21 protein-coding genes are annotated in these 19,035 nt (G+C 69.3%); 10 read left to right on the top strand and 11 right to left on the bottom strand.

All coding sequences use genetic code 11. From position 1 onward, the window contains the following. The first annotated feature begins 118 nt into the window (after nucleotides 1–118). Genes TFC3_RS27775 through TFC3_RS27765 form a run of 4 tightly spaced genes read left to right on the top strand, consistent with a single transcriptional unit; the run spans nucleotide 119 to nucleotide 3,457 of the window. On the top strand, nucleotides 119–1,810 hold the full coding sequence (locus tag TFC3_RS27775; protein ID WP_067508030.1) for a nitrite/sulfite reductase: 1,692 nt from the start codon (nucleotides 119–121) through the stop codon (nucleotides 1,808–1,810). Beyond that, on the top strand, nucleotides 1,807–1,965 hold the full coding sequence (locus TFC3_RS38245) for an IS1 family transposase (protein WP_161952687.1): 159 nt from the start codon (nucleotides 1,807–1,809) through the stop codon (nucleotides 1,963–1,965). Before TFC3_RS27775 ends, TFC3_RS38245 begins: the two co-directional genes overlap by 4 nt. Then, nucleotides 1,962–2,723: a phosphoadenylyl-sulfate reductase gene (locus tag TFC3_RS27770; protein ID WP_067508028.1), complete on the top strand. Its 762-nt coding sequence runs from the start codon at nucleotides 1,962–1,964 to the stop codon at nucleotides 2,721–2,723. The genes TFC3_RS38245 and TFC3_RS27770 overlap by 4 nt, the downstream gene beginning before the upstream one ends. After that, nucleotides 2,705–3,457, top strand: coding sequence for a sirohydrochlorin chelatase (locus TFC3_RS27765; protein ID WP_067508026.1), 753 nt, complete (start codon nucleotides 2,705–2,707; stop codon nucleotides 3,455–3,457). The genes TFC3_RS27770 and TFC3_RS27765 overlap by 19 nt, the downstream gene beginning before the upstream one ends. Nucleotides 3,458–4,017: 560 nt before the next feature. Here the strand turns inward: TFC3_RS27765 and TFC3_RS27760 are convergent. Both TFC3_RS27760 and TFC3_RS27755 read right to left on the bottom strand, forming a co-directional pair. Then, complete coding sequence (locus tag TFC3_RS27760; protein ID WP_067508024.1) at nucleotides 4,018–4,272, bottom strand: WhiB family transcriptional regulator; 255 nt, start codon at nucleotides 4,270–4,272, stop codon at nucleotides 4,018–4,020. A gap of 447 nt (nucleotides 4,273–4,719) precedes the next feature. After that, the gene (locus tag TFC3_RS27755) at nucleotides 4,720–5,673 is read right to left on the bottom strand and encodes a diacylglycerol kinase family protein (RefSeq protein ID WP_067508022.1); all 954 of its coding nucleotides are present in this window, start codon (nucleotides 5,671–5,673) and stop codon (nucleotides 4,720–4,722) included. A gap of 53 nt (nucleotides 5,674–5,726) precedes the next feature. On the opposite strand from TFC3_RS27755, the gene TFC3_RS27750 reads away from it, so the two are divergent. Next, on the top strand, nucleotides 5,727–6,137 hold the full coding sequence (locus TFC3_RS27750) for a hypothetical protein (RefSeq protein WP_067508020.1): 411 nt from the start codon (nucleotides 5,727–5,729) through the stop codon (nucleotides 6,135–6,137). Nucleotides 6,138–6,178: 41 nt separating this feature from the next. Beyond that, nucleotides 6,179–6,874: a FadR/GntR family transcriptional regulator gene (locus TFC3_RS27745; RefSeq protein ID WP_067508018.1), complete on the top strand. Its 696-nt coding sequence runs from the start codon at nucleotides 6,179–6,181 to the stop codon at nucleotides 6,872–6,874. 5 nt (nucleotides 6,875–6,879) lie between these two features. Here TFC3_RS27745 and TFC3_RS27740 read toward each other — a convergent pair whose 3' ends face one another. Then, the gene (locus tag TFC3_RS27740; protein ID WP_067508016.1) at nucleotides 6,880–7,293 is read right to left on the bottom strand and encodes an ATP-binding protein; all 414 of its coding nucleotides are present in this window, start codon (nucleotides 7,291–7,293) and stop codon (nucleotides 6,880–6,882) included. Nucleotides 7,294–7,512: 219 nt separating this feature from the next. Next, the gene (sodN, locus tag TFC3_RS27735) at nucleotides 7,513–7,917 is read right to left on the bottom strand and encodes a superoxide dismutase, Ni (protein WP_067508014.1); all 405 of its coding nucleotides are present in this window, start codon (nucleotides 7,915–7,917) and stop codon (nucleotides 7,513–7,515) included. An 83-nt stretch (nucleotides 7,918–8,000) separates the two neighbouring features. On the opposite strand from sodN, the gene TFC3_RS27730 reads away from it, so the two are divergent. From TFC3_RS27730 to TFC3_RS27720, 3 genes are all read left to right on the top strand, one after another. After that, nucleotides 8,001–8,309 carry a S26 family signal peptidase gene (locus tag TFC3_RS27730; protein WP_067508012.1) on the top strand — a complete coding sequence of 103 codons (309 nt, stop codon included), beginning with the start codon at nucleotides 8,001–8,003 and terminating at the stop codon, nucleotides 8,307–8,309. Between the two features lie 216 nt (nucleotides 8,310–8,525). Further along, nucleotides 8,526–9,686: an NADP-dependent malic enzyme gene (locus tag TFC3_RS27725; RefSeq protein WP_236718593.1), complete on the top strand. Its 1,161-nt coding sequence runs from the start codon at nucleotides 8,526–8,528 to the stop codon at nucleotides 9,684–9,686. A gap of 14 nt (nucleotides 9,687–9,700) precedes the next feature. Then, the gene (locus tag TFC3_RS27720) at nucleotides 9,701–10,651 is read left to right on the top strand and encodes a zinc-binding dehydrogenase (protein WP_067508008.1); all 951 of its coding nucleotides are present in this window, start codon (nucleotides 9,701–9,703) and stop codon (nucleotides 10,649–10,651) included. Here TFC3_RS27720 and TFC3_RS27715 read toward each other — a convergent pair. Next, nucleotides 10,602–11,207: a nucleotidyltransferase domain-containing protein gene (locus tag TFC3_RS27715; protein WP_067508006.1), complete on the bottom strand. Its 606-nt coding sequence runs from the start codon at nucleotides 11,205–11,207 to the stop codon at nucleotides 10,602–10,604. The two genes, TFC3_RS27720 and TFC3_RS27715, sit on opposite strands and share 50 nt — an antisense overlap. On the opposite strand from TFC3_RS27715, the gene TFC3_RS38590 reads away from it, so the two are divergent. Further along, nucleotides 11,193–11,360, top strand: coding sequence for a hypothetical protein (locus TFC3_RS38590; protein WP_173745406.1), 168 nt, complete (start codon nucleotides 11,193–11,195; stop codon nucleotides 11,358–11,360). The genes TFC3_RS27715 and TFC3_RS38590 overlap by 15 nt on opposite strands. On the opposite strand, the gene TFC3_RS27710 is transcribed toward TFC3_RS38590, so the two are convergent. The 6 genes from TFC3_RS27710 to TFC3_RS27685 are packed head-to-tail and all read right to left on the bottom strand — an operon-like array spanning nucleotide 11,335 to nucleotide 19,000. Next, the gene (locus TFC3_RS27710) at nucleotides 11,335–12,456 is read right to left on the bottom strand and encodes an acetate/propionate family kinase (protein ID WP_067508004.1); all 1,122 of its coding nucleotides are present in this window, start codon (nucleotides 12,454–12,456) and stop codon (nucleotides 11,335–11,337) included. The genes TFC3_RS38590 and TFC3_RS27710 overlap by 26 nt on opposite strands. After that, nucleotides 12,453–14,516: a phosphate acetyltransferase gene (gene pta / locus TFC3_RS27705; RefSeq protein ID WP_067508002.1), complete on the bottom strand. Its 2,064-nt coding sequence runs from the start codon at nucleotides 14,514–14,516 to the stop codon at nucleotides 12,453–12,455. The genes TFC3_RS27710 and pta overlap by 4 nt, the downstream gene beginning before the upstream one ends. 28 nt (nucleotides 14,517–14,544) lie before the next feature. Beyond that, entirely contained in the window at nucleotides 14,545–16,335 is a 1,791-nt protein-coding gene (locus TFC3_RS40225) for an ABC transporter ATP-binding protein (protein ID WP_067507999.1), read from the bottom strand. Continuing rightward, nucleotides 16,328–18,241, bottom strand: a complete 1,914-nt coding sequence (locus TFC3_RS27695) for an ABC transporter ATP-binding protein (RefSeq protein ID WP_082772552.1) — start codon at nucleotides 18,239–18,241, stop codon at nucleotides 16,328–16,330. Before TFC3_RS27695 ends, TFC3_RS40225 begins: the two co-directional genes overlap by 8 nt. A 56-nt stretch (nucleotides 18,242–18,297) precedes the next feature. Continuing rightward, entirely contained in the window at nucleotides 18,298–18,795 is a 498-nt protein-coding gene (locus TFC3_RS27690; protein WP_153040510.1) for a hypothetical protein, read from the bottom strand. Nucleotides 18,796–18,820: 25 nt separating this feature from the next. Next, nucleotides 18,821–19,000 carry a DUF6104 family protein gene (locus TFC3_RS27685; RefSeq protein ID WP_067507995.1) on the bottom strand — a complete coding sequence of 60 codons (180 nt, stop codon included), beginning with the start codon at nucleotides 18,998–19,000 and terminating at the stop codon, nucleotides 18,821–18,823. Nucleotides 19,001–19,035: the final 35 nt, after the last annotated feature.

The raw sequence follows: 19,035 nt of genomic DNA, 5'->3' as shown, positions 1-19,035 counted from the left end.
ACGCCGCCCGACTAGCTATCGGGCGCGCGAGACGCGCCGGCTTCCTCCAGACACTGATGTCGCGAGCCCTGGCCGTGAGCGTCTTGTCGTGCCCACAAGTCTCCGGAGGATCGCCGACATGGCGCCCAGCAACACCCCTGCAGCACCCGCCGCCCGCCCCCGCAAGGCGCGCGGCGAGGGACAGTGGGCGCTCGGACACCGCGAGCCGCTGAACCCGAACGAGCGGATCAAGAAGGACGACAACCCGCTCAACGTCCGGGCCCGCATCGAGAACATCTACGCCCACACCGGGTTCGCCGGCATCGACCCGCAGGACCTGCGCGGCCGGTTCCGCTGGTGGGGCCTCTACACCCAGCGCAAAGCGGGCATCGACGGCGGCCGTACGGCCGTGCTCGAGCCGCACGAGCTGGAAGACGAATACTTCATGCTGCGCGTCCGCATCGACGGCGGCGCGCTCACCGTCGCGCAACTGCGCACCATCGCGGAGATCTCCACCGAGTTCGGCCGCGACACCGCCGACATCACCGACCGGCAGAACATCCAGCTGCACTGGATCCGGGTCGAGGACATGCCCGAGATCTGGCGCCGGCTCGAAGCGGTCGGCCTGGAGACCACCGAGGCCTGCGGCGACTGCCCGCGCGTGGTGCTCGGCAGCCCGGTGGCCGGCGTTTCGCCCGACGAGGTGGTTGACCCGCAGCCGGCCATCGACACGATCGTCGAGCGCTACGTGGGCGACCCGCGCTACTCCAACCTGCCGCGCAAGTTCAAGACCTCGATCTCCTGGCTGGCCGACACCCCGCACGAGACCAACGACATCGCGCTGGTCGGCGTGGTGCACCCCCAGCACGGCCCCGGCTTCGACCTGTGGGTCGGCGGCGGGCTGTCCACCAATCCGCGGCTGGCCGAACGGCTGGGCGTGTGGGTGCCGCTGGAGGACATCCCGGACGTCTGGGAGGGCGTGGTCGGAATCTTCCGCGACTACGGCTACCGCCGGCTGCGCAACCGGGCCCGGCTGAAGTTCCTGCTCGCCGACTGGGGTGTGGCCCGGTTCCGCGAGGTGCTGGAGAAGGAATACCTGGGCCGGGCGCTGATCGACGGACCCGCCTGCGACCTTCCGGCCAAGCCCATCGACCACATCGGCGTGCACAAGCAGAACGACGGCCGCAACTACGTGGGTGCCGCGCCGATCGTGGGCCGTTCCTCCGGCAAGCAGCTCAGCCTGCTGGCCGACCTGGTGGCGGCGCACGGCTCGGACCGGGTGCGGCTGACGCCGTACCAGAAGCTGCTCGTTCTTGATATTGCCGACGAGCAGGTCGAACCGTTCGTCGAGGGGCTGCGCGCGATCGGGCTGGAGGCCCGGCCCTCGGCCTGGCGGCGCGGCACGATGGCCTGCACCGGCATCGAATACTGCAAGCTGGCCATCGTCGAGACCAAGGCGCGCGGCGAGGAGCTGGTGGCCCGGCTCGAGGAGCGCATCAAGGACTTCGACGCCGACATCTCGATCCACATCAACGGCTGCCCCAACGCCTGCGCCCGCACCCAGGTCGCCGACATCGGGCTCAAGGGCCAGCTGGTGCTCAACGCCCACGGCGAGCAGGTCGAGGGTTTCCAGGTCCACCTCGGTGGCGGCTTGGGCATGGCGCAGGGTCAGACGGCCGGTTTCGGTCGCAAGCTGCGGGGCCTCAAGGCCACCGCGGAGGAGCTTCCCGAGTACGTCGAGAGGCTCGCCCGTCACTACCTGGAGGGGCGCACAGCCGGTGAGAGCTTTGCCGACTGGGTCGTCCGGGCTGACGAGGCGCTACTCAAATGAGTGACGCCAGAAGTACCCCGCTGTACTGCCCCTACTGCGGCGAAGAGGACCTCTATCCCAACGAGGCCTCGCATGGGGCGTGGGAGTGCCACGCGTGCACCCGCGTCTTCACCGTCAAGTTCAACGGGTTGCTGTCCAAGGGAGTGAACCGATGACTGTGGTGGCCGCATCCAATCTCGGCTTGGTGAACCTGGGGTTCTCCCAGCCGGCTCAGACGGGCCGTCGCTCGCGCGCCGAACTCGAAGCCCTCGCCGCCGGGGGCGCAGCCCTGCTCAAGGACGCGCCGGCCGAGGAGATAGCCCGCTGGGCTGCGACGACGTTCGGCGAGCGGTTCTGTGTGACCAGCTCGATGGCCGACGCCGTGGTCGCCCACGTCTTCTCGCGGGTGGCGCCCGGGGTGGACGTCGTGTTCCTCGACACCGGCCTGCACTTCCCGGAGACGCTGCGGGTCCGCGACATCGTCGCCCAGACCATGAACGTCAACGTCCGCTCCATCCGCCCGCGCAAGACCGTCGGCCAGCAGGACGGCGAGTTCGGCCCGCGGCTGTTCGCCCGCAGCCCCGACGAGTGCTGCTTCCTGCGCAAGGTCGAGCCGCTGGAGCGAGCGCTGTCCGACTACGACTCCTGGGCCACCGGTCTGCGCCGCGACGAGTCGCCGACCCGGGCCAACACCCCGGTCGTGGCCTTCGATCCGAAGAAGGGCAAGGTCAAGGTCAACCCGATCGCGGCCTGGACGCAGAGCGACGTGGACAGCTACATCGCCCGGTGGAACGTGCCGGTGAACGAGCTGTTCAAGAAGGGCTACGGCTCGATTGGCTGCTGGCCGTGCACCCGGCGCACCAAGGCCGGCGAGGACCCCCGCGCCGGGCGCTGGGCGATGTTCGAGAAGACCGAATGCGGCCTGCACGTTTAGGGGTGGTGCTCGTCGCCCACGGCAGCCGTGATCCACGGGCGGCCCGGGCGACCGAGGCGCTGGCCCGCGCGGTAGCGGCGGAAAACCCGAGCTGGGATGTTCGCGCGTCCTATCTCGATCACAGCGTGCCGAGGCCGCGGGAGGTGCTCGCTTCGTTCGCGGAGGACGGGCACCGCAGGGCCATCATGGTGCCGCTGCTGCTGACCTCGGCCTACCACGGACGAGTGGATGTGCCGGGGGAGATCAGCGCGGCGCGGGCTGCGGGCGTACCGCTGGATGTGGAACTTGCTGATGTCCTCGGCCCGGTAAACGGCGAGGTTCCGGCTCTGCTGCTGGACGGGCTGCTGGCTCGGCTTGGGGATGTCTCAGGGCTGGACGCGCTGGTGCTGGCGGCCGCCGGGACCCGGGATGCGGCCGCGCGCCAGACCGTGGCCGAGACCGCGGCGGCGCTGGGGGCGCGGGTTGGTCTGCCGTGCCGGGTGGCTTATGCGTCGGCGGCGCCGCCACTTTCGGGTGACGCCGTGCGCGAGCTGCAGGCGGCCGGGCACTCGCGGATCGGGCTCGTGTCGTACTTCTTGGCGCCCGGGCTGTTGTGGGACGCGACGCTCGCGTCGGCGCAGGAGGCCGGTGTGCAGCTGGTTGGCCAACCCCTCACCGACACTCCCGCTGTGGCCGCGCTGGTCGGCGCACGCGTCACTACGGCCGTTCGCCGGACCCCGGTGTACGCAGCCTGACCTCTATCCGCGCGGACAGCTCGCGGGGCGCTATCACCCAGCCGCCCTGCGCAGCCAGCGTGCCGGGGCCGCGTTCGACACGCGCATGCGGCGGGGTGGCCGCCGCTGGCGATCGTGGAACCCCTCAGCGGGCCGGCGAACAGAAACCGGTGGCTGTCTTCGACTGTGCCGGGCGGCCGCGCAGGACCGTGCCGTCGAAGACGACGTAAGTGCCGTTCACGGTGGACAACGTTGCGGCGGGCTTGTCGTTGTAGAAGAAGCAGGATCGTGTGCTTTATCGGGCAAAGGCTGCGCTTGGGGCGGCCTTAGTGCATGATTGCGAGTTGCACTTTGAGTGCTTCTTTCTGTCCACAACGGAGAGTGGGCAGATGGATGCTAATGGTGTCAACGTTTGCGATGATTTCGAGATCATTTCGCGAAGATCTGCGATCTCTTTTGACCGGCTCGTTATTTACCATTGCGGACCGTGGTCACCGGTTAACGCTTTTGGCTCTGGACAGCACGACGCCCCGGCGCCGACATGGGCCCGGGGCGTGAATGCTGGGGAGGGAAGAAACGGTTCAGACGGTGGAAGCGGTGATCCGGAGACCGCCGCGGCGCTTGACCGCGCGACGCTCGTCCTCGCTCATACCGCCCCATACGCCGGCGTCCTGACCGGACTCGAGTGCCCACTGCAGGCAGGACTCGGTCACGGGGCACCGCCGGCACACGGCCTTGGCCTGCTCGACCTGCAGGAGCGCGGGGCCGGACGTCCCGATCGGGAAGAACAGCTCCGGGTCCTCGTCGCGGCAGATCGCATCGTGGCGCCAGTCCATGGCGGCAACACTCCTTGTTCGAATGAGATGAACGAAATGGTGCTGACTTACTGCTTACCTACTACTTACTTACTTCTATCTGCATCCGCACAGTGGCCCGCCGAGCTGCCTACGAGGCGCATTGGCTGGATCACCGGTGCGTGAGCAAGCTTTTTCTGTGATGCCGTTCATTTGCTTCTGGATAATGAACGCAAGCGAGTGGCATCCGGTTACTTCATATCGCTTGTGAATGCTTTCACGAACTCCCGCGATGTCAAGGGTAGCGCTCGGACTTTCTCCGAGCGGGTGAGCTAGCTCACGAACCCTTTGTCCGGTTTCGGGGGTAGTTCCCGGGACCGGCGGATGAACGCTCCCATCAATGTAGTACGGTACTGGCCGTTCTGCCGAGCTTTTGCCCGTGTTTCTGTAACGGATCGTGAGGACGCATCCGTTCGGCGTACCCAGTGCTCAGCAGATCACACGTAGAGCTTCGGGGACGGACAGAAAGTGCACCTTCTGCCGTTCACCCAGGTAGTCCCCGTCGAGTTGGAACGCCTGCGGACGCGCGGCCACGACGGTGAACTCGTCCTGATCTTGCAGGCGCAGCACGTTGCGCCCATGTGGATCGGCGTTGCGAAGGCTCATCTGCGTCACTGTCCGTGTTGTGGTAGCCACGCCTAGGCTTCGGACCGCCAGGACGTCAAGTCCCCTGTCGAACGAGGCCTGCGGGTTGGGGTTGATCGGCCGCTCTCCGACATAGGTCCACGGGGCAGTGTTTTGAATGATGACGGTGCCCAAACCGCTTTCCGGTTCTTCGCCCGGCCTTTCAATCGATAACGGTGGCGCTTTGCGATCCTCACCGGAAAGAACCTGCCCGATGAGCGAGCGCATGTAGAGCGCCGGCGTCGACGTGTGGCCCCGCAACCGCGCCTGCTCGACCCGGCGGGTCACGGCGGCGTCGAGCCCCAGCCCCGCGGTGAAGGTGAAGTAGCGGTCGTCGGCCCGGCCCAGGCCGATCACCCGGTGCCGCCCCGACCGCAGGCCGTCCAGGATCACGCCGGTGCCCTCCACCCAGTCGCGGGGCAGGCCCAGCGCGCGGGCGAAGACATTCGTCGAACCGCCGGGGACCACCGCGAGCGCGGGCAGCCGGAACGCGGGCGAGATGCCGGGTGTCGCCAGGCCCTGCTCGGCAGCGGTCATCAACCCGTTGACGACCTCGTTGACCGTGCCGTCACCGCCCAGCGAGACGACCACGTCGACCCCGCTTTCGGCGGCCTCACCGGCGAGCGTCGCGGCATGACCGCGCTTGCGGGTGTACTCCACCTGCAGATCCATCTGGCTGCCCAAGGCCCGGACGAGGACGTCCCGGCTCCGCTCGGTCGTCGTGGTGGCCTTGGGATTCACCACCAGAAGCGCTCGCATGAGCGGCACTGTACCTGGCAGGTGCCGCTGAAGCGGGCCGGTATCGTACAGCGGTGACCCCTGCGGATTGTGCTACTCCCTGGACTTTGCTATGGGCGGTACGCCTGTTGTACGTGCAGGCTGCGGCGCTGGCCGCGCTCACGACGTACCTGATAGTCCTCGATCTGACCGACGCCCACGATCTCGGCGTTGCGATCTCGCTCACGGTTCTGGCCCTGCTCGGGTGTCTGGCAATTTTCTTCGTGGCCCGGGTCCTCGGGCGTCACTCCGCCCGAGCTCGTGGGCCGGCCGTGGTCATCCAGCTGTTCCTCATCGCCACCGGCGGGTTCCTGCTCAGCGTGGGACCGCGGTGGCTGGGTGGGCTGATGATGGCTGTCGCTGCGGGGACCGCGTTGCTCTGTTTGCTGCCGGCCACTACTCGTGCTCTGGGTCTGTCCACCGACAGCCCTTCCCAGCAGCGGTGAAGGGCCTACCCTGAGGGGCGGATCACAAGGGGGTGAGAGTAGTGACCGGATCGACGGTTCGTCCGCCGGCTTACCAACTACTCGCGGACGAGCTTCGCGCCGAAATCACATCAGGCCGGTTGCAGCCGGGGGAACGGCTGCCACCCGAACCGGAGCTTTGCGTTCGCACCGGAGTCAGCCGCAGCACGGTACGCGAGGCGCTGCGCCTGCTCGCCAGCCAGCACCTGATCGTCACAACCCGGGGCGTCACCGGCGGCAGCTTCGTCGCCCATCCCGACGCCGAGCAGCTTTCCGAGGCGCTGTCCACCGGCTTGACGCTGCTCACCAACTCGGCCGAGGTCGGGTTCGCCGATCTGCTGCAACTGCGCCGGGCGCTGGAGGTGCCAGCCGCCGGGCTGGCCGCCGAACACCGCTCCGACAGCCATCTCATCGAGCTGCGGGGAGCGCTGTTCGACCCGCATCTGGACGAGCTGTCCACGATGATGCACGCGCACGCCGCGTTCCACTCGATCATGGCGTCGGCCACCGGCAACCCGCTGTTCGAGCTGGTCACGCGGCCGCTCTACACGGTGACGTACGGCGAGGAGGTGGTCGAGGCGCTGCCGGCCGGCTATTGGACGCGCATCGACGCCGACCACCGCGAGATGCTGACCTGCATCCGTAACCGCGATGCCGAGCAGGCGCTGGTGGCAAGCCGCCGGCACCTGGACTACATCGCGTCTGCGAACGCGGTGTAGGTGTCCTAGAACTCGGTGCGCCGGGTCAGCAGCCTGATCGTCGCGTAACGACCGGTCGCCTCCGCCTCGGCGGAGGTGGTCAGCGCGGTGAGCACCTTCCACGCGAACGACGACTCGGACGGCAGCTTGGCGCCCTTGACGGTCGACACGGTCACCTCGACGGTGAGCGCGTCCTCGGTGACCGTGAACCGGCACTCCAGCTCGGCGTCGCGGGTGGCGATCGCGAGCAGCATCGCGCACGCCTCGTCGACGGCGATCCGAAGATCCTCGATCTCGTCCAGCGCGAAATGCAACCGCGCGGCAAGGCCCGCGGTTGCGGTGCGGAGCACGCCGAGATAGCCACCGTCGGCGGGCACCGTGAGCAGCACGACGTCGTCACCGAACGCCGGCTCCGGATGCGTTGTCTCCAGCTGAGTCACGACCCCACCCTCCCGATGGCCGAAACTCTATCGTCTGACCGGTGAACTCCGCTCGCCGAGTCGGCCGATAGCGAAAGCGGTCAGCCGATAGAGCCGCCCGCCAGCCCGTCCCCGCCGCTGCGGGCCGTCTTTGCGACCCGGTCTCCGTGGCCCCGGCTGCCGGCACGCAGAGCAACGGCCGGTACGCCGAGGGGGCGTACCGGCCGGATGCGGGGTGGGTCAGGCCTGCTTGGTCTCCCAGAAGATCTTGGAGATCTCCTCGATCTTGCCGAGCAACTGGTCGCCGACGGCCGGGTCCATCGAACCCTTGGCGCCGGACGCCCCGGCCAGCTTGGTGGCCTCGTTGAAGAGCTGGTTGAGCTGCGGGTACTTCTCGAAGTGCGGAGCCTTGAAGTAGTCCGTCCAGAGCACCCACAGGTGGTGCTTGACCAGCTCGGCGCGCTGTTCCTTGATCAGGATGGCGCGGGTGCGGAACTCGGGGTCGGTGTTCGCCTGGAACTTCTCGGCGATGGCCTTCACCGACTCCGCCTCGATGCGGGCCTGCGCCGGGTCGTAAACCCCGCACGGCAGGTCGCAGTGCGCGCTGACCACAGTGCGCGGCGTGAAGATACGCGGAAGTCGCATCAGGACCCCTCCATGAGTAGCGATGATCCGACAACGACACTACCCCTTACATCTGTACGCACACGCACGCCGGGATTGATGCCATGAGGTTGCAACTACCGCTGTTCGCGGTTCTGGTGCAGGGGCCGTCCATGGCGCCTGCCCTTCGTACCGGAGATGCCCTGGTCGTGTGGCGGACCCGGCACATCCGGGAGGGGGACGTCGTGGTCGCCGCCTTCCGTTCCCGGCCCGATCTGCTGGTTGTGAAACGCGCGATACGCGCCCAGGACAACGGCTGGTGGGTGCAAGGGGACAACGAGTTCGTCACCGACGACTCCCGGGCCTTCGGGGTGGCCGACATCCTCGGACGTGTGGTGTTTCGTTACTGGCCCCGCCCCGGGCGGCTGGGTTAGGGTCCGAGGACCGCAGCACACCGAAGTCTTGCGGTTGATGTCCCGGGTGACCCCCGCATCGCACGCCGTCCGTCCCGCGCAGACTCGCGCACCAGGGTCCGGCTGGCACACCGAATGGTCCGATGCGTGTCTGGAGTCCCCGTGTCCTTCTTCAGTTTTGAGCTCGACCCCGCCCTGGCCGCCGACCCGGTGTTCGAGCGGCACCAGCGCGGCAAGATGGCGATCGTCCCGACCGTGCCGCTGGCCAGCCGCGATGACCTGTCGCTGGCGTACACGCCCGGCGTCGCCCGGGTCTGCACCGCGATCGCCGAAGCGCCCGGCCTGGCCCATGACTACACCTGGACCGGCAACGCCGTGGCGGTGGTCACCGACGGCTCGGCCGTGCTCGGTCTGGGCAACATCGGCCCCCGGGCGGCGATGCCGGTGATGGAGGGCAAGGCGGTGCTGTTCAAGCAGTTCGGGGGCGTTGACGCGGTGCCGATCTGCCTGGACACCCAGGATGTCGAGGGCATCATCGCGGTGGTCAAGGCGCTCGGACCGTCGTTCGGCGGCATCAACTTGGAGGACATCAGCGCGCCGCGGTGCTTCGAGATCGAACGCCGGCTCGACGACGCCCTGGACATCCCGGTCTTCCACGACGATCAACACGGTACGGCCATCGTGGTGCTCGCTGCCCTGCGCAACGCGGTGACCCTGCTCGACCGCCGGTTCGCCGATCTGCGCGTGGTGGTCAGCGGGGCGGGGGCGGCCGGCGTGGCGATCACCGAGACGCTGATCGCCGCCGGGGTGCACGGGGCCAACATCATCGTCTGTGACTCCCAGGGCATCATCGCGGCCGAGCGGCCCGGGTTGAGCCCGGTGAAGGCGGCGCTGGCGGCGCAGACCAACTACTCCGGTCGTACCGGAAAGATCCAAGAGGCCTTGATCGGCGCGGACGTGCTCATCGGGGTCTCCGGCGGCACGGTCGCCGAGAGCGCGCTGGCCGGCATGGCCCCGCACGCGGTGATTTTCGCGCTTGCCAACCCGACCCCTGAGGTGGACCCGGCGATCGCGCACAAATATGCCGACATCGTGGCCACCGGGCGCAGCGACTTTCCCAACCAGATCAACAACGTGCTCGCCTTCCCGGGCATCTTCCGCGGTGCCCTGGACGCGCGAGCCACCACGATCACCGGCCGGATGAAAGTGGCCGCGGCCGAGGCCATCGCCGACATCGTGGCCGGCGAGCTGCGCCCTGACCTGATCGTGCCATCGGCGCTGGACCCGCGGGTGGCCCCGGCGGTGGCGGCCGCGGTGGCCCGCACCGCCGAACGCGACGGGGTCGCCCGGGTTCTCCACAGGTCCCCGGCTTTGGGTGGCGTCGCCGTGGGTGGGTGACTAGCGTCGGGACCATGCGCGCCGCCTATGCCAGTGCCACCAAACCGGATGAGCCGCTCGCTGCTCTCACCGTGGGGGAGCAGCCCGAGCCCAGCCCCGCCGAGGGCTGGGTGACTGTTGACGTGCGGGCCAGCTCGCTCAACCACCATGAGCTCTGGTCCCTGCGCGGCGTCGGCCTGCCCGCCGAGCGGCTGCCGATGATCCTCGGCTGCGACGCGTCCGGAGTGGACTCCGAGGGCAACGAGGTGGTCATCCACGCGGTGATCGAGGACCAGCAGGACCCGCGCGGCTTCTCCCTGCTGTCCGAGCGTTGGCCCGGCACGCTGGCCGAGCGCGTGGCCGTACCGGCGGCCAATCTCCTTCCCAAACCGGCCGGCATCTCGTTTCTGGATGCGGCCTGCCTGCCGACCGCTTGGCTGACCGCCTACCGCATGCTGACCACGCAGGGCCGCGTCTCGGAAGCCGACGCGGTCCTGGTGCAAGGTGCAGGCGGCGGCGTGGCAACAGCGGCGGTGGTGCTGGCCGTGGCGATGGGCAAGAGGGTGTACGCAACCAGCCGCGACCCGCAGAAACGCGACCGGATCGCCGCGCTGGGAGCCACCGCCGTCGAACCGGGGGCGCGCCTGCCCGAACGCGTGGGCGTGGTGATCGAGTCGGTCGGCGCGCCTACGTTCGAGCACTCACTGAAGTGCGCGGCCCCGAACGCACGGATCGTGGTCTGCGGAGCTACGGGCGGCCCGTTCCCCAAGGTTGACCTGCGCCGCGTCTTCATGATGCAACTGCACATTCTGGGAAGCACGATGGGTACGGCCGCAGAGCTGGCCGCGCTGCTCGACTTCTGCGTGGAGCACGAGGTACGCCCGGTGATCGACTCGACGTACGGGTTCTCGGCGGTGGCGGATGCCTTTGCGCGGCTCAACTCGGGTGAGGTGTTCGGGAAGGTGGCTGTGGACCACCTGCACTGAGTTCGCTCAGCCGGTGATTCAGGCGGGCTATGTCCTCGGCGTCTTTCGGGCGGCGGCGCAGGCCCGGAACCCACACCGGCATCATCTGCTTGATCTCGATCTGGGCTCGCGGCGCCACGATCGGGCAGACCACGTCGCCGATCTGCCCGGTGCCGCCGTCCAGCAGGTCGGCGGGCCAGCGTTCGCCCGCGAAGGCACCGCCGGCCACCGTGGGGCAGCCATCCGCAGCCCAGCTGAGCAGCGCGAAGCTAACCTCTGAGCCGTTCGGCGCGGTCAGGTCGCGCTGCTGCTCCGGCGGCGGGCCGGGGTCATCGCGGAAGCCCTGCTCGTGCAGTAGAACGACCAGCCGGTCCGCGTCCTCGGCCCGGCAGAAGAAGTCGATGTCGAGGTGCTCCCGGGTAACCTCACCGAGAAAGAAGTCCAGGGCCCAGCCGCCGCGCAGCCAAACATCCACACCGGCGGCAGCGCTCAGCCGTACCGTCTGCTGGATCACAGAAAGCTGGCTGGTAGCGGTGTGCGGGCCTTCGCTATGGTCGTGCCCATGTCTGACAATCATGTCGATCCCAGCGGCAACACCGAGGCTTTCCGCGCCTTCACCCACAACGCCCCCGAGGAGCCGGCCGCGCCCTCGAAGACCCCGCTGATCATTGGAGTCGCCGCCGTCGCCATCGTGCTGATCGCGGTCATTGCTTGGCTGGCTCTGGGCTGAGCCGCGCCTCAACCTGCCGAGCGATCTCGGCCTCCTCATCGGTGGCGACGACGCAAACCGTAACTGCCGACCCCTCCGCGGAGATGATCCGCTCCCCGCGGGCGTTGCGGTCCGGGTCAACAACGATGCCCAGTCCGGCCAGTCCATCCAAAGCCGCGGCCCGGACCGCAGGCACGTTCTCCCCCACCCCGGCGGTGAAGGTGATGGCGTCCGCGCCGCCCAGAACCGCCAGGTACGTCCCCACGTACTCCTTGAGCCGACGGCAATAGACATCAAACGCCAGCGTAGCGGCCTCGTCACCCTCGTCGCGGCGGCGTTGGATCGTGCGCATGTCGTTGTCGCCGGTCAGGCCCTGCAGACCGGCGTTTCGGGTCAAGGAGTGCTCGATCTCGTCGAGGGACAGGCCCGCCACCCGGTGCAGGTGGAAGATCACTGTCGGGTCCAGGTCGCCGCTGCGGGTGCCCATGACCAGGCCGGCCAGCGGGGACATGCCCATGGACGTGGCCACGCTGCGACTTCCGTCCACCGCGCAGGCGCTGGCGCCGTTGCCCAGGTGCAGGGTGATCACCTTGGTGTCTTCGACGGGCCGGCCCAGCAGCGCCGCGGTCTCCCGGGCCACGTAGGCGTGCGAGGTGCCGTGGAAGCCGTACCGCCGGATCTGCCAGCGGGACGCGAGGTCGGCGTCGATCGCGTAGGCCACGCCGTCGGCCGGGATGCTCTGGTGGAACGCGGTGTCGAACACGGCTACCTGCGGCACCTCGGGCAGCAGCTTGCGGGCCACCGCGATGCCGCTGAGCGCCGGGGGGTTGTGCAGCGGCGCCAGCGGCACCAGGTCCTCGACGGACTGGACCACCTCGTCGTCGATCACGGTGGCCGAGCCGAACTTGCTGCCGCCGTGCACCACGCGATGACCGACCGCCCCGAGCCCGTTCAGGTCGACCGATTCCATCACCCGTTGCAGGGCCTCGGTGTGGTCGCTGGCGTCGCCGCCGGGTTCGCCGATGCGCTCGATCAAGCCCTTGGCCTCGGTATCTGTGCCGTCGAAAAGCCGGTACTTCACCGATGACGAGCCGGTGTTGAGCACGAGGATCTTCATGAGCGCGCCTGGATAGCCGTGATAGCCACTGTGTTGACGATGTCCTTCACTGTCGCGCCGCGGGACAGGTCGTTCACCGGTCTCCGCAAACCCTGCATGACCGGGCCGACCGCCACGGCGTTGGCCGAGCGCTGGACCGCCTTGTACGTGTTGTTGCCGGTGTTCAGGTCGGGGAAGACGAACACGGTCGCCTTGCCCGCCACGTCGCTGTCCGGCAGCTTGGTCGCCGCCACGGCCGGGTCGATCGCGGCGTCGTACTGGATGGGACCCTCCACCGGCAGGTCGGGGCGGCGTTCGCGGACCAGGGCGGTGGCCGCGGCGACCTTCTCCACGTCGGCGCCGGCGCCCGAGCTGCCGGTCGAGTAGGACAGCATGGCCACCCGGGGCTCGATGCCGAAGGCGGCGGCGGTGCGCGCAGAGGAGAGGGCGATGTCGGCAAGCTGCTCGGCATTGGGGTCGGGGTTGACCGCGCAGTCGCCGTATACCAGAACCCGATCGGCCAGCAGCATGAAGAAGACGCTGGAGGCGACCGAGACGTCCGGGACCGTCTTGATGATCTCGAAGGCCGGGCGGATCGTGGCGGCGGTGGTGTGCGTGGCGCCGGAGACCATGCCATCGGCCAGGCCGGCAGCCACCATCATGGTGCCGAAGTAGTTGACGTCGCGGACCACGTCGTAGGCCAAGTCCAGGGTTACCGCTTTGTGCTTGCGCAGGGTCGCGTACTGCTCGGCGAAGTCGTCGCGCCAACTGCTGGTGGCCGGGTCGACCAGCCGGGCGTCGCCGAGGTCCACGCCCAGCTCACGGGCCCTGCGGGTGATCTCCTCGGGGTTGCCGAGCAGGGTCAGCTCAGCCACGCCGCGGCGCAGCAGTGTCTCGGTGGCGCGCAGGATGCGTTCCTCGGTGCCCTCGGGCAGCACCAGATGGCGGCGGTCGGCGCGGGCCCGGTCGACCAGGTCGTTCTCGAACATCAGCGGCGTGACCCGTGCCGAGCGGGTGACGTCGAGCAGGCGGGTCAGCTCGGCGGTGTCGACATGCTGCTCGAAGGCGCCCAGCGCGGCCTCGATCTTGCGCGGGGTGCGGGTGCTCAGCCGGGCCTGGATGCGTCCGGCCGCGTTGATCGTGTCGAAGCTGTCGGTCTGCACCACCAGCATCGCCAGCCCGGTGTTCAACCGCTCGATGACCTGCACAGCGCGCGGGTCGGGGAACTCGCCGATGGTCAGCACCAGCCCGGCCAGCGTCACATTGCCCGCGGTGTGCGCGGCGCTCGCGGCGACCAGCAGGTCGGCCCGGTCACCCGGCGTGATCAGCAGCGCGCCCTCTTTGAGGTGTTCGAGCACTGCGGGCACGTGACCGGCCCCGACGACGTAGTCGAGCACGTCGCGGTCGAGCGCGGCGTCACCCCCGGTGATCACGTTCGCGTCGAGGGCGGCGGCCACCTCGGCGACGGTCGGTGCGGCCACCGCTGGCACCTCGGGAATCACCCAGACCGGCACCGGCAGGCCCTCCGGCGCCGCCACCCCGCCGGGAACCCGGTTGGCGATCACGGCCAGCACTGTGGCATTCAGATCAACCAGGGAGTGGTACGCCGACCGCACCGCCCCGCTGATGTCCCCGCGTCCCTGGCCGCCGACCACGGGCAGCACCACGCTGCCGAACTCGGTGGCGAGTCGCGCGTTGAACCCGAGTTCGCGCGGGATCCCGTCCTCGCCGCTCGGCTGGGCGCCGGCGAAGTCGCTGCCGATCACCACCACCGAGGAGCACCGGTGCTCCACGTCGCGGTAGCGCTCGACGATCCGGGAGATCAGCTCCTCCCACTTGCCGTCGGCGATCAGCGCGGCCGCCTCGGTGGTGGTGACCCCGTAGGACTCCTCGTAACCGGCGACCAGGGGGTAGCGCTCGGTCAGCAGGGTGAGCACCGGATCCGCGCCCGACCCCGGCACGAGCGGGCGGAACACGCCGATCCGCGCGACCTGCCGGGACAGGAGTTCGATCAGGCCGAGGGCGACCGTGCCCTTACCGACGCCCGGTCCGAGCCCGGCGATGTAGACGCTGCTTGCCACGTGCTCAACCTACCCGCCAGGGGGTCCTTCAGCGGTACGCGGCCGCCTGCAGCCCGTACATCTCGGCATACCGCCCGCCGAGCGCCATCAGCTGCTGATGGGTGCCGGACTCGGCGATCCGGCCGTCGGCCACCACCAGGATCAGATCAGCCATCCGTACCGTCGAAAAGCGGTGCGACACCAGCACCGTGATGCCCCCGGTGCGCGCGCCCACCTCCCGGGCCGAGGCCGCGTAGCGCTCGAACAGGGCGTGCTCGGTGAGCGGGTCGAGGGCCGCAGTGGGCTCGTCGAGCAGGAGCAGCAGCGGCTCGGGACGCATCATCGCCCGGCTCAGCGCCACCCGCTGCCACTGACCGCCGGACAACTCCGTCCCGTCCTCGTACGCCTTGCCGAGGTGGGTGTCCAGGCCGTCGGAGAGCCGCTCGACCACCGTCTCGGCGTCCGCGCGCCGCACGGCTGCGGGCACCGCGTCCGGCTCGATGCCGAGGCGGGGCAGGGCACCCACGCCGATGCTCTCGCGGGCCGGCGCCTCCAGCTTGACGAAGTCCTGGAAGCCCGCGGCTATCCGCTCGCGCCACCGGGGTGCCGCGATCCGGCGCAGGTCGACGCCGTCGACGGTGATCGTCCCGCTGACCGGGCGGTAGAAGCGGGCCAGCAGCTTGACCAGTGTGGACTTGCCGGCCCCGTTGTCACCGACCACGGCCACCGTGGCGCCCGCCGGAAGGTGCAGAGTCACGTCGCTGAGCACGTCGGTGTCCGTACCGGGATAGCGGAACGCCACCCGGTCGAAGCGCACGCCGTCGCTCAGCATCTCCGGCGCCGGACGGTCGGCCACCACCGGATCGGCGGCCCGCACCGACTCCTCACCCAGCCAGTGCACCCAGCCCATGGCCCGTACGGCTCGCTGCAACTGCCCGGCCACCGCGACGACCCCGGCGGCCTGCGCATTTGTCTGCACGGCCAGGGTGATCACCAGCACCACGTCGCCGACGGAGCGCTGCCCCGCGATGGCCGAGCGCACCGCCACCACCACCGCGGCGACGTACCCGATCGCGAAGACGAGCTGGCCGCCGAGGCGCAGCAGCATCCCGGTCAGCTCGGCCCGGCGCAGCGCCACCTCCTCGCGGCGCCGGGCGGCCCGCTGCCGCTCCCGCAGCACCTGCGGCAGCCCGAACAGGCGGATCTCCTTGGCCGCTGCCGAGCTGACCGCCAGCTCCAGCAGGTGCCAGCCGAGCCGCCGGGACTCCGCCGAGGCCAGCTCCGCGCGCTCGCGCCGGCGTTCGGCGAACCGACCGGCCACCAGCGGCGGCACGGCGAACAGGGGCAGCATCAGCAACCACGGCTCGACCCCGGCCAGCAGCACCGCGGTCAGCAGCACCTGCACCGACAGCGTGATCGCGGTCAGCACGGTCTGCACGCTCGCGGCCAGTTCCCAGCCTTCCTTGCGTAGCAACTCCATCCGGTCGGCGTAGTCCTGGCGCTCCAGGTGGTCGAGGCCGTCCGCGCCCTGCGACAGGTCCCCGAGCCGGCGTTCCACCCGCAGCATGTGCAGGTCGGCCAGCTCGAAGAAGAAGATGTGCGCGAAGTGTTCCATGGTGAGGCTGAGCAGCGCGACCAGCGCCACCGCGGCGGCGGACTGCACGGCGGTGCCGGTGTCGCGGCGCAGCGCGGCGTCGGTGGCGACCGCCAGGAACACCGCGATCAGGGGCGTGCTGACGTTGCCGAGCAGCATCAACGCCGCCGAGATCAGCAGGCGGCTCGGGCTGGCCCGCCACGAGGAGACCAGAACCGCTGTGGTGCCGCGCCAGAACTCACGCATCGGCGGGCTCCTCCTCGATGAACCGGGCTGCTTGCAGATGGAAGAGCTGCGCGTAGCGGCCGTCTGCGGCCAGCAACTCGGTGTGCGTGCCGGATTCGAGGACCCGGCCGTGTTCCAGTACCGCGATCCGGTCGGCGCGGCGCACGGTGGAGAAGCGGTGCGAGATGACCAGGCTGGTCACACCGCGGGTGAGGTCGAGAAAACGCTCGAAGAAGGCCACCTCGGCGCGGGCGTCGAGGGCGGCCGTCGGCTCGTCCAGCACCAGCACGCGGGCGCCGCCGTCAACCGCGGACAGCGCGCGGGCGGTGGCGATGCGCTGCCACTGACCGCCGGACAACTCGATGCCGTCGGTGTACTGCCGGGACAGGGGAGTGTCGAGGCCGAGCGGTAAAGCCTCCACCATGTCGAGGGCTCCGGCGCGCTGCAATGCCTCGGTCACTGCCGCGTCGCTGGCAGTTCCGGAGGCGCCGAAGCCGACGTTGTCGCGTACCGGAAGCTCGAAGTGAATGAAGTCCTGAAAGATCGCGGCGATCTTGCGCTGCCAGGCCAGCCCGGCGAAGGTCCGGATGTCCACCCCGTCGGCGGTGATCCGCCCGGACTCCGGCTCGTAGAGGCGGGCCAGCAGCTTGACCAGCGTGGTCTTGCCGGCGCCGTTGAGCCCCACGATCGCCAGCGAGGCACCGGCCGGAATCGTCAGGTCGAGCCCGTCCAGCACCGCGGGAGTGCCGGGTGCATAGCGGAAGGTGACGCTTTCGAAGCGGATCTCGCGGATCGGCGCGTCCTCGGGCACCGGCGCGCTTCCCGTCTCCGCAGCCGCCGCCTCCGCGGTCAGCTCACCCAGGCGCCGCAGCGAGGTCACCCCGTTCATGCCGTACTCGGTTTGCACATCGGACTCGGCGATGAACCCGCCGATGCGCACCGAGGCCAGCGCCGCCTGCATCACGATCATGAACAGCCCGATCGTCAGCGTCCCCCGCGCCGTAGCTCCCGCCACCGCCCCGAACGTCGTGGTCAACAACAAGAAGGCGACCAGCGTGTAGATCACGTACGGCCCGTAGAAGATGCGCCGGCGTTGGCGCCACACGGGAGTGGAGCCAGCCAGGAACGCATCGGCGTAGCGTGCTCCGATCCACTCGCGCAGCTCGAAAACCCGGATCTCCTTGGCCGCCGCCGGGGTGAACAACAGATCGCGGTAGTAGCGGCTGCGCCGGCGCTCGCGCTGCAAGGACACGTAGACGCGGCCGAACACCGACAGCCCGACCCGGTAGCCGAAGCGGATCGTCAGCCCGGCCACCAGCACCGCCGCGCCGGCCCACCAGACGTATTCCACCGCGATGATCACCGCGGCTCCGACCGTCTGCAGGTAGCGGGAGAGCAGGGCGACGAACCCGGAACATGCGGCACCCGGGGTCCAGGCGGCCATGCGCAGGTTGTTGAGCCCGTCAGCGGCCTGGTCGAGCAGCTCGGGATCCTCCAGCACGGCGATGCCCGACCCGCGGAAGGAGTCGACCATGAGCTGGTCCCGGACGCCGTCGTCGATGCGCCACCGCAGCACCTCGCCCAGGAAGGTCTGCACGGGCAGCAACAGCTGGGTGGCGAAGAACAGACAAGCGGCAGCGATCAGATGGGTACGCAGGTCCAGCCACGCTTGCGAACCAAGCCCACCGGCGACCGCGTCCGGCACCCCGGCCACCACCGCCGCGGTGGCGATCACGAACCCGACTGGCAGCAGCCCGGCGACAATCTGAGCCAGCACTGCAGCGCCGACAACCGCGGAGCCGCCCTGGGGCAGCAGCCGCAGTATGATCCGGCGCTGCTTCCAGCGGCTTCGCATGCCGCCGGTGAACTCCTGCCACACCGAGCGTTGTGCAGCATCCTCGTCGACCATCGCCACCCCCGCAGCCATCGAAGGTGATGACCTTAGCGGGAGAACGGCCGGCGGGCATGTGGTTATCCACAGCCTCAGGGGGCGGCGAACTCGGTGAGCTCGCGGCGCAGGGATTGCAGGAAGTCCTGCAGGCTCACGGCAACCTCGGTGGCGTGTTCCGCCTCGTAATCCGCGTCCGGGAAAACACCGCCGGCCAGGCGCAGGACCACCTCGCCGGACAGGGCAAACATCGCCCCGCCGCCGTCGCTGCCGAACACCACAACGGTACGTCCGTCGCTCAGCAACCGCGGATGACCCGGATCCTCACCCGGTAGTGGCGGCCGGTGAATCCAATAGCCGTTGCTGACGTCCGGCAGCCGCACCTCGGCGACGACCCGGTAGAACGCCAGCAGGGCGGCCGGCACCGCATCGCCGTGCAGCTCGACCAGCCCGGCGAGCTCGGCTGCGGTGGCCGGGCCACTGACCTCGTGCTCGCCGGGCGCAAAGCCGAACCGGGATTCGAAGGTGGCGAGCATTGTCGCTATGCCCGCTCGTACGTCACCGCGCCACTGCTCGATCCAAACCTGATCCACGCGGCCGATCATGGCTCGGCGGGTCTTATTCCTCGTCGTCCTCGTCGGCGCGGGCCAGCCAGGTGGCGAAGCGCTCGATCGGGGTTTCGAACTCCGGGTTGTTGTCGACGAACGTGCGTAGCTGCTCCGCCACCCACTCCAGCGTCACGGACTCCTCGCCGCGCCGCTCCACCAGCTCTTCAATGCCACGATCGGTGAAGTACATGTGGTGAGCCTAAAGAGCAGCGCCCCACGGGAAAT

The organism is Actinoplanes sp. TFC3 (genome assembly GCF_001553785.1).
Taxonomy (GTDB): Bacteria; Actinomycetota; Actinomycetes; order Mycobacteriales; family Micromonosporaceae; genus Actinoplanes.
This window is presented reverse-complemented; position numbering and strand designations above follow the sequence as displayed.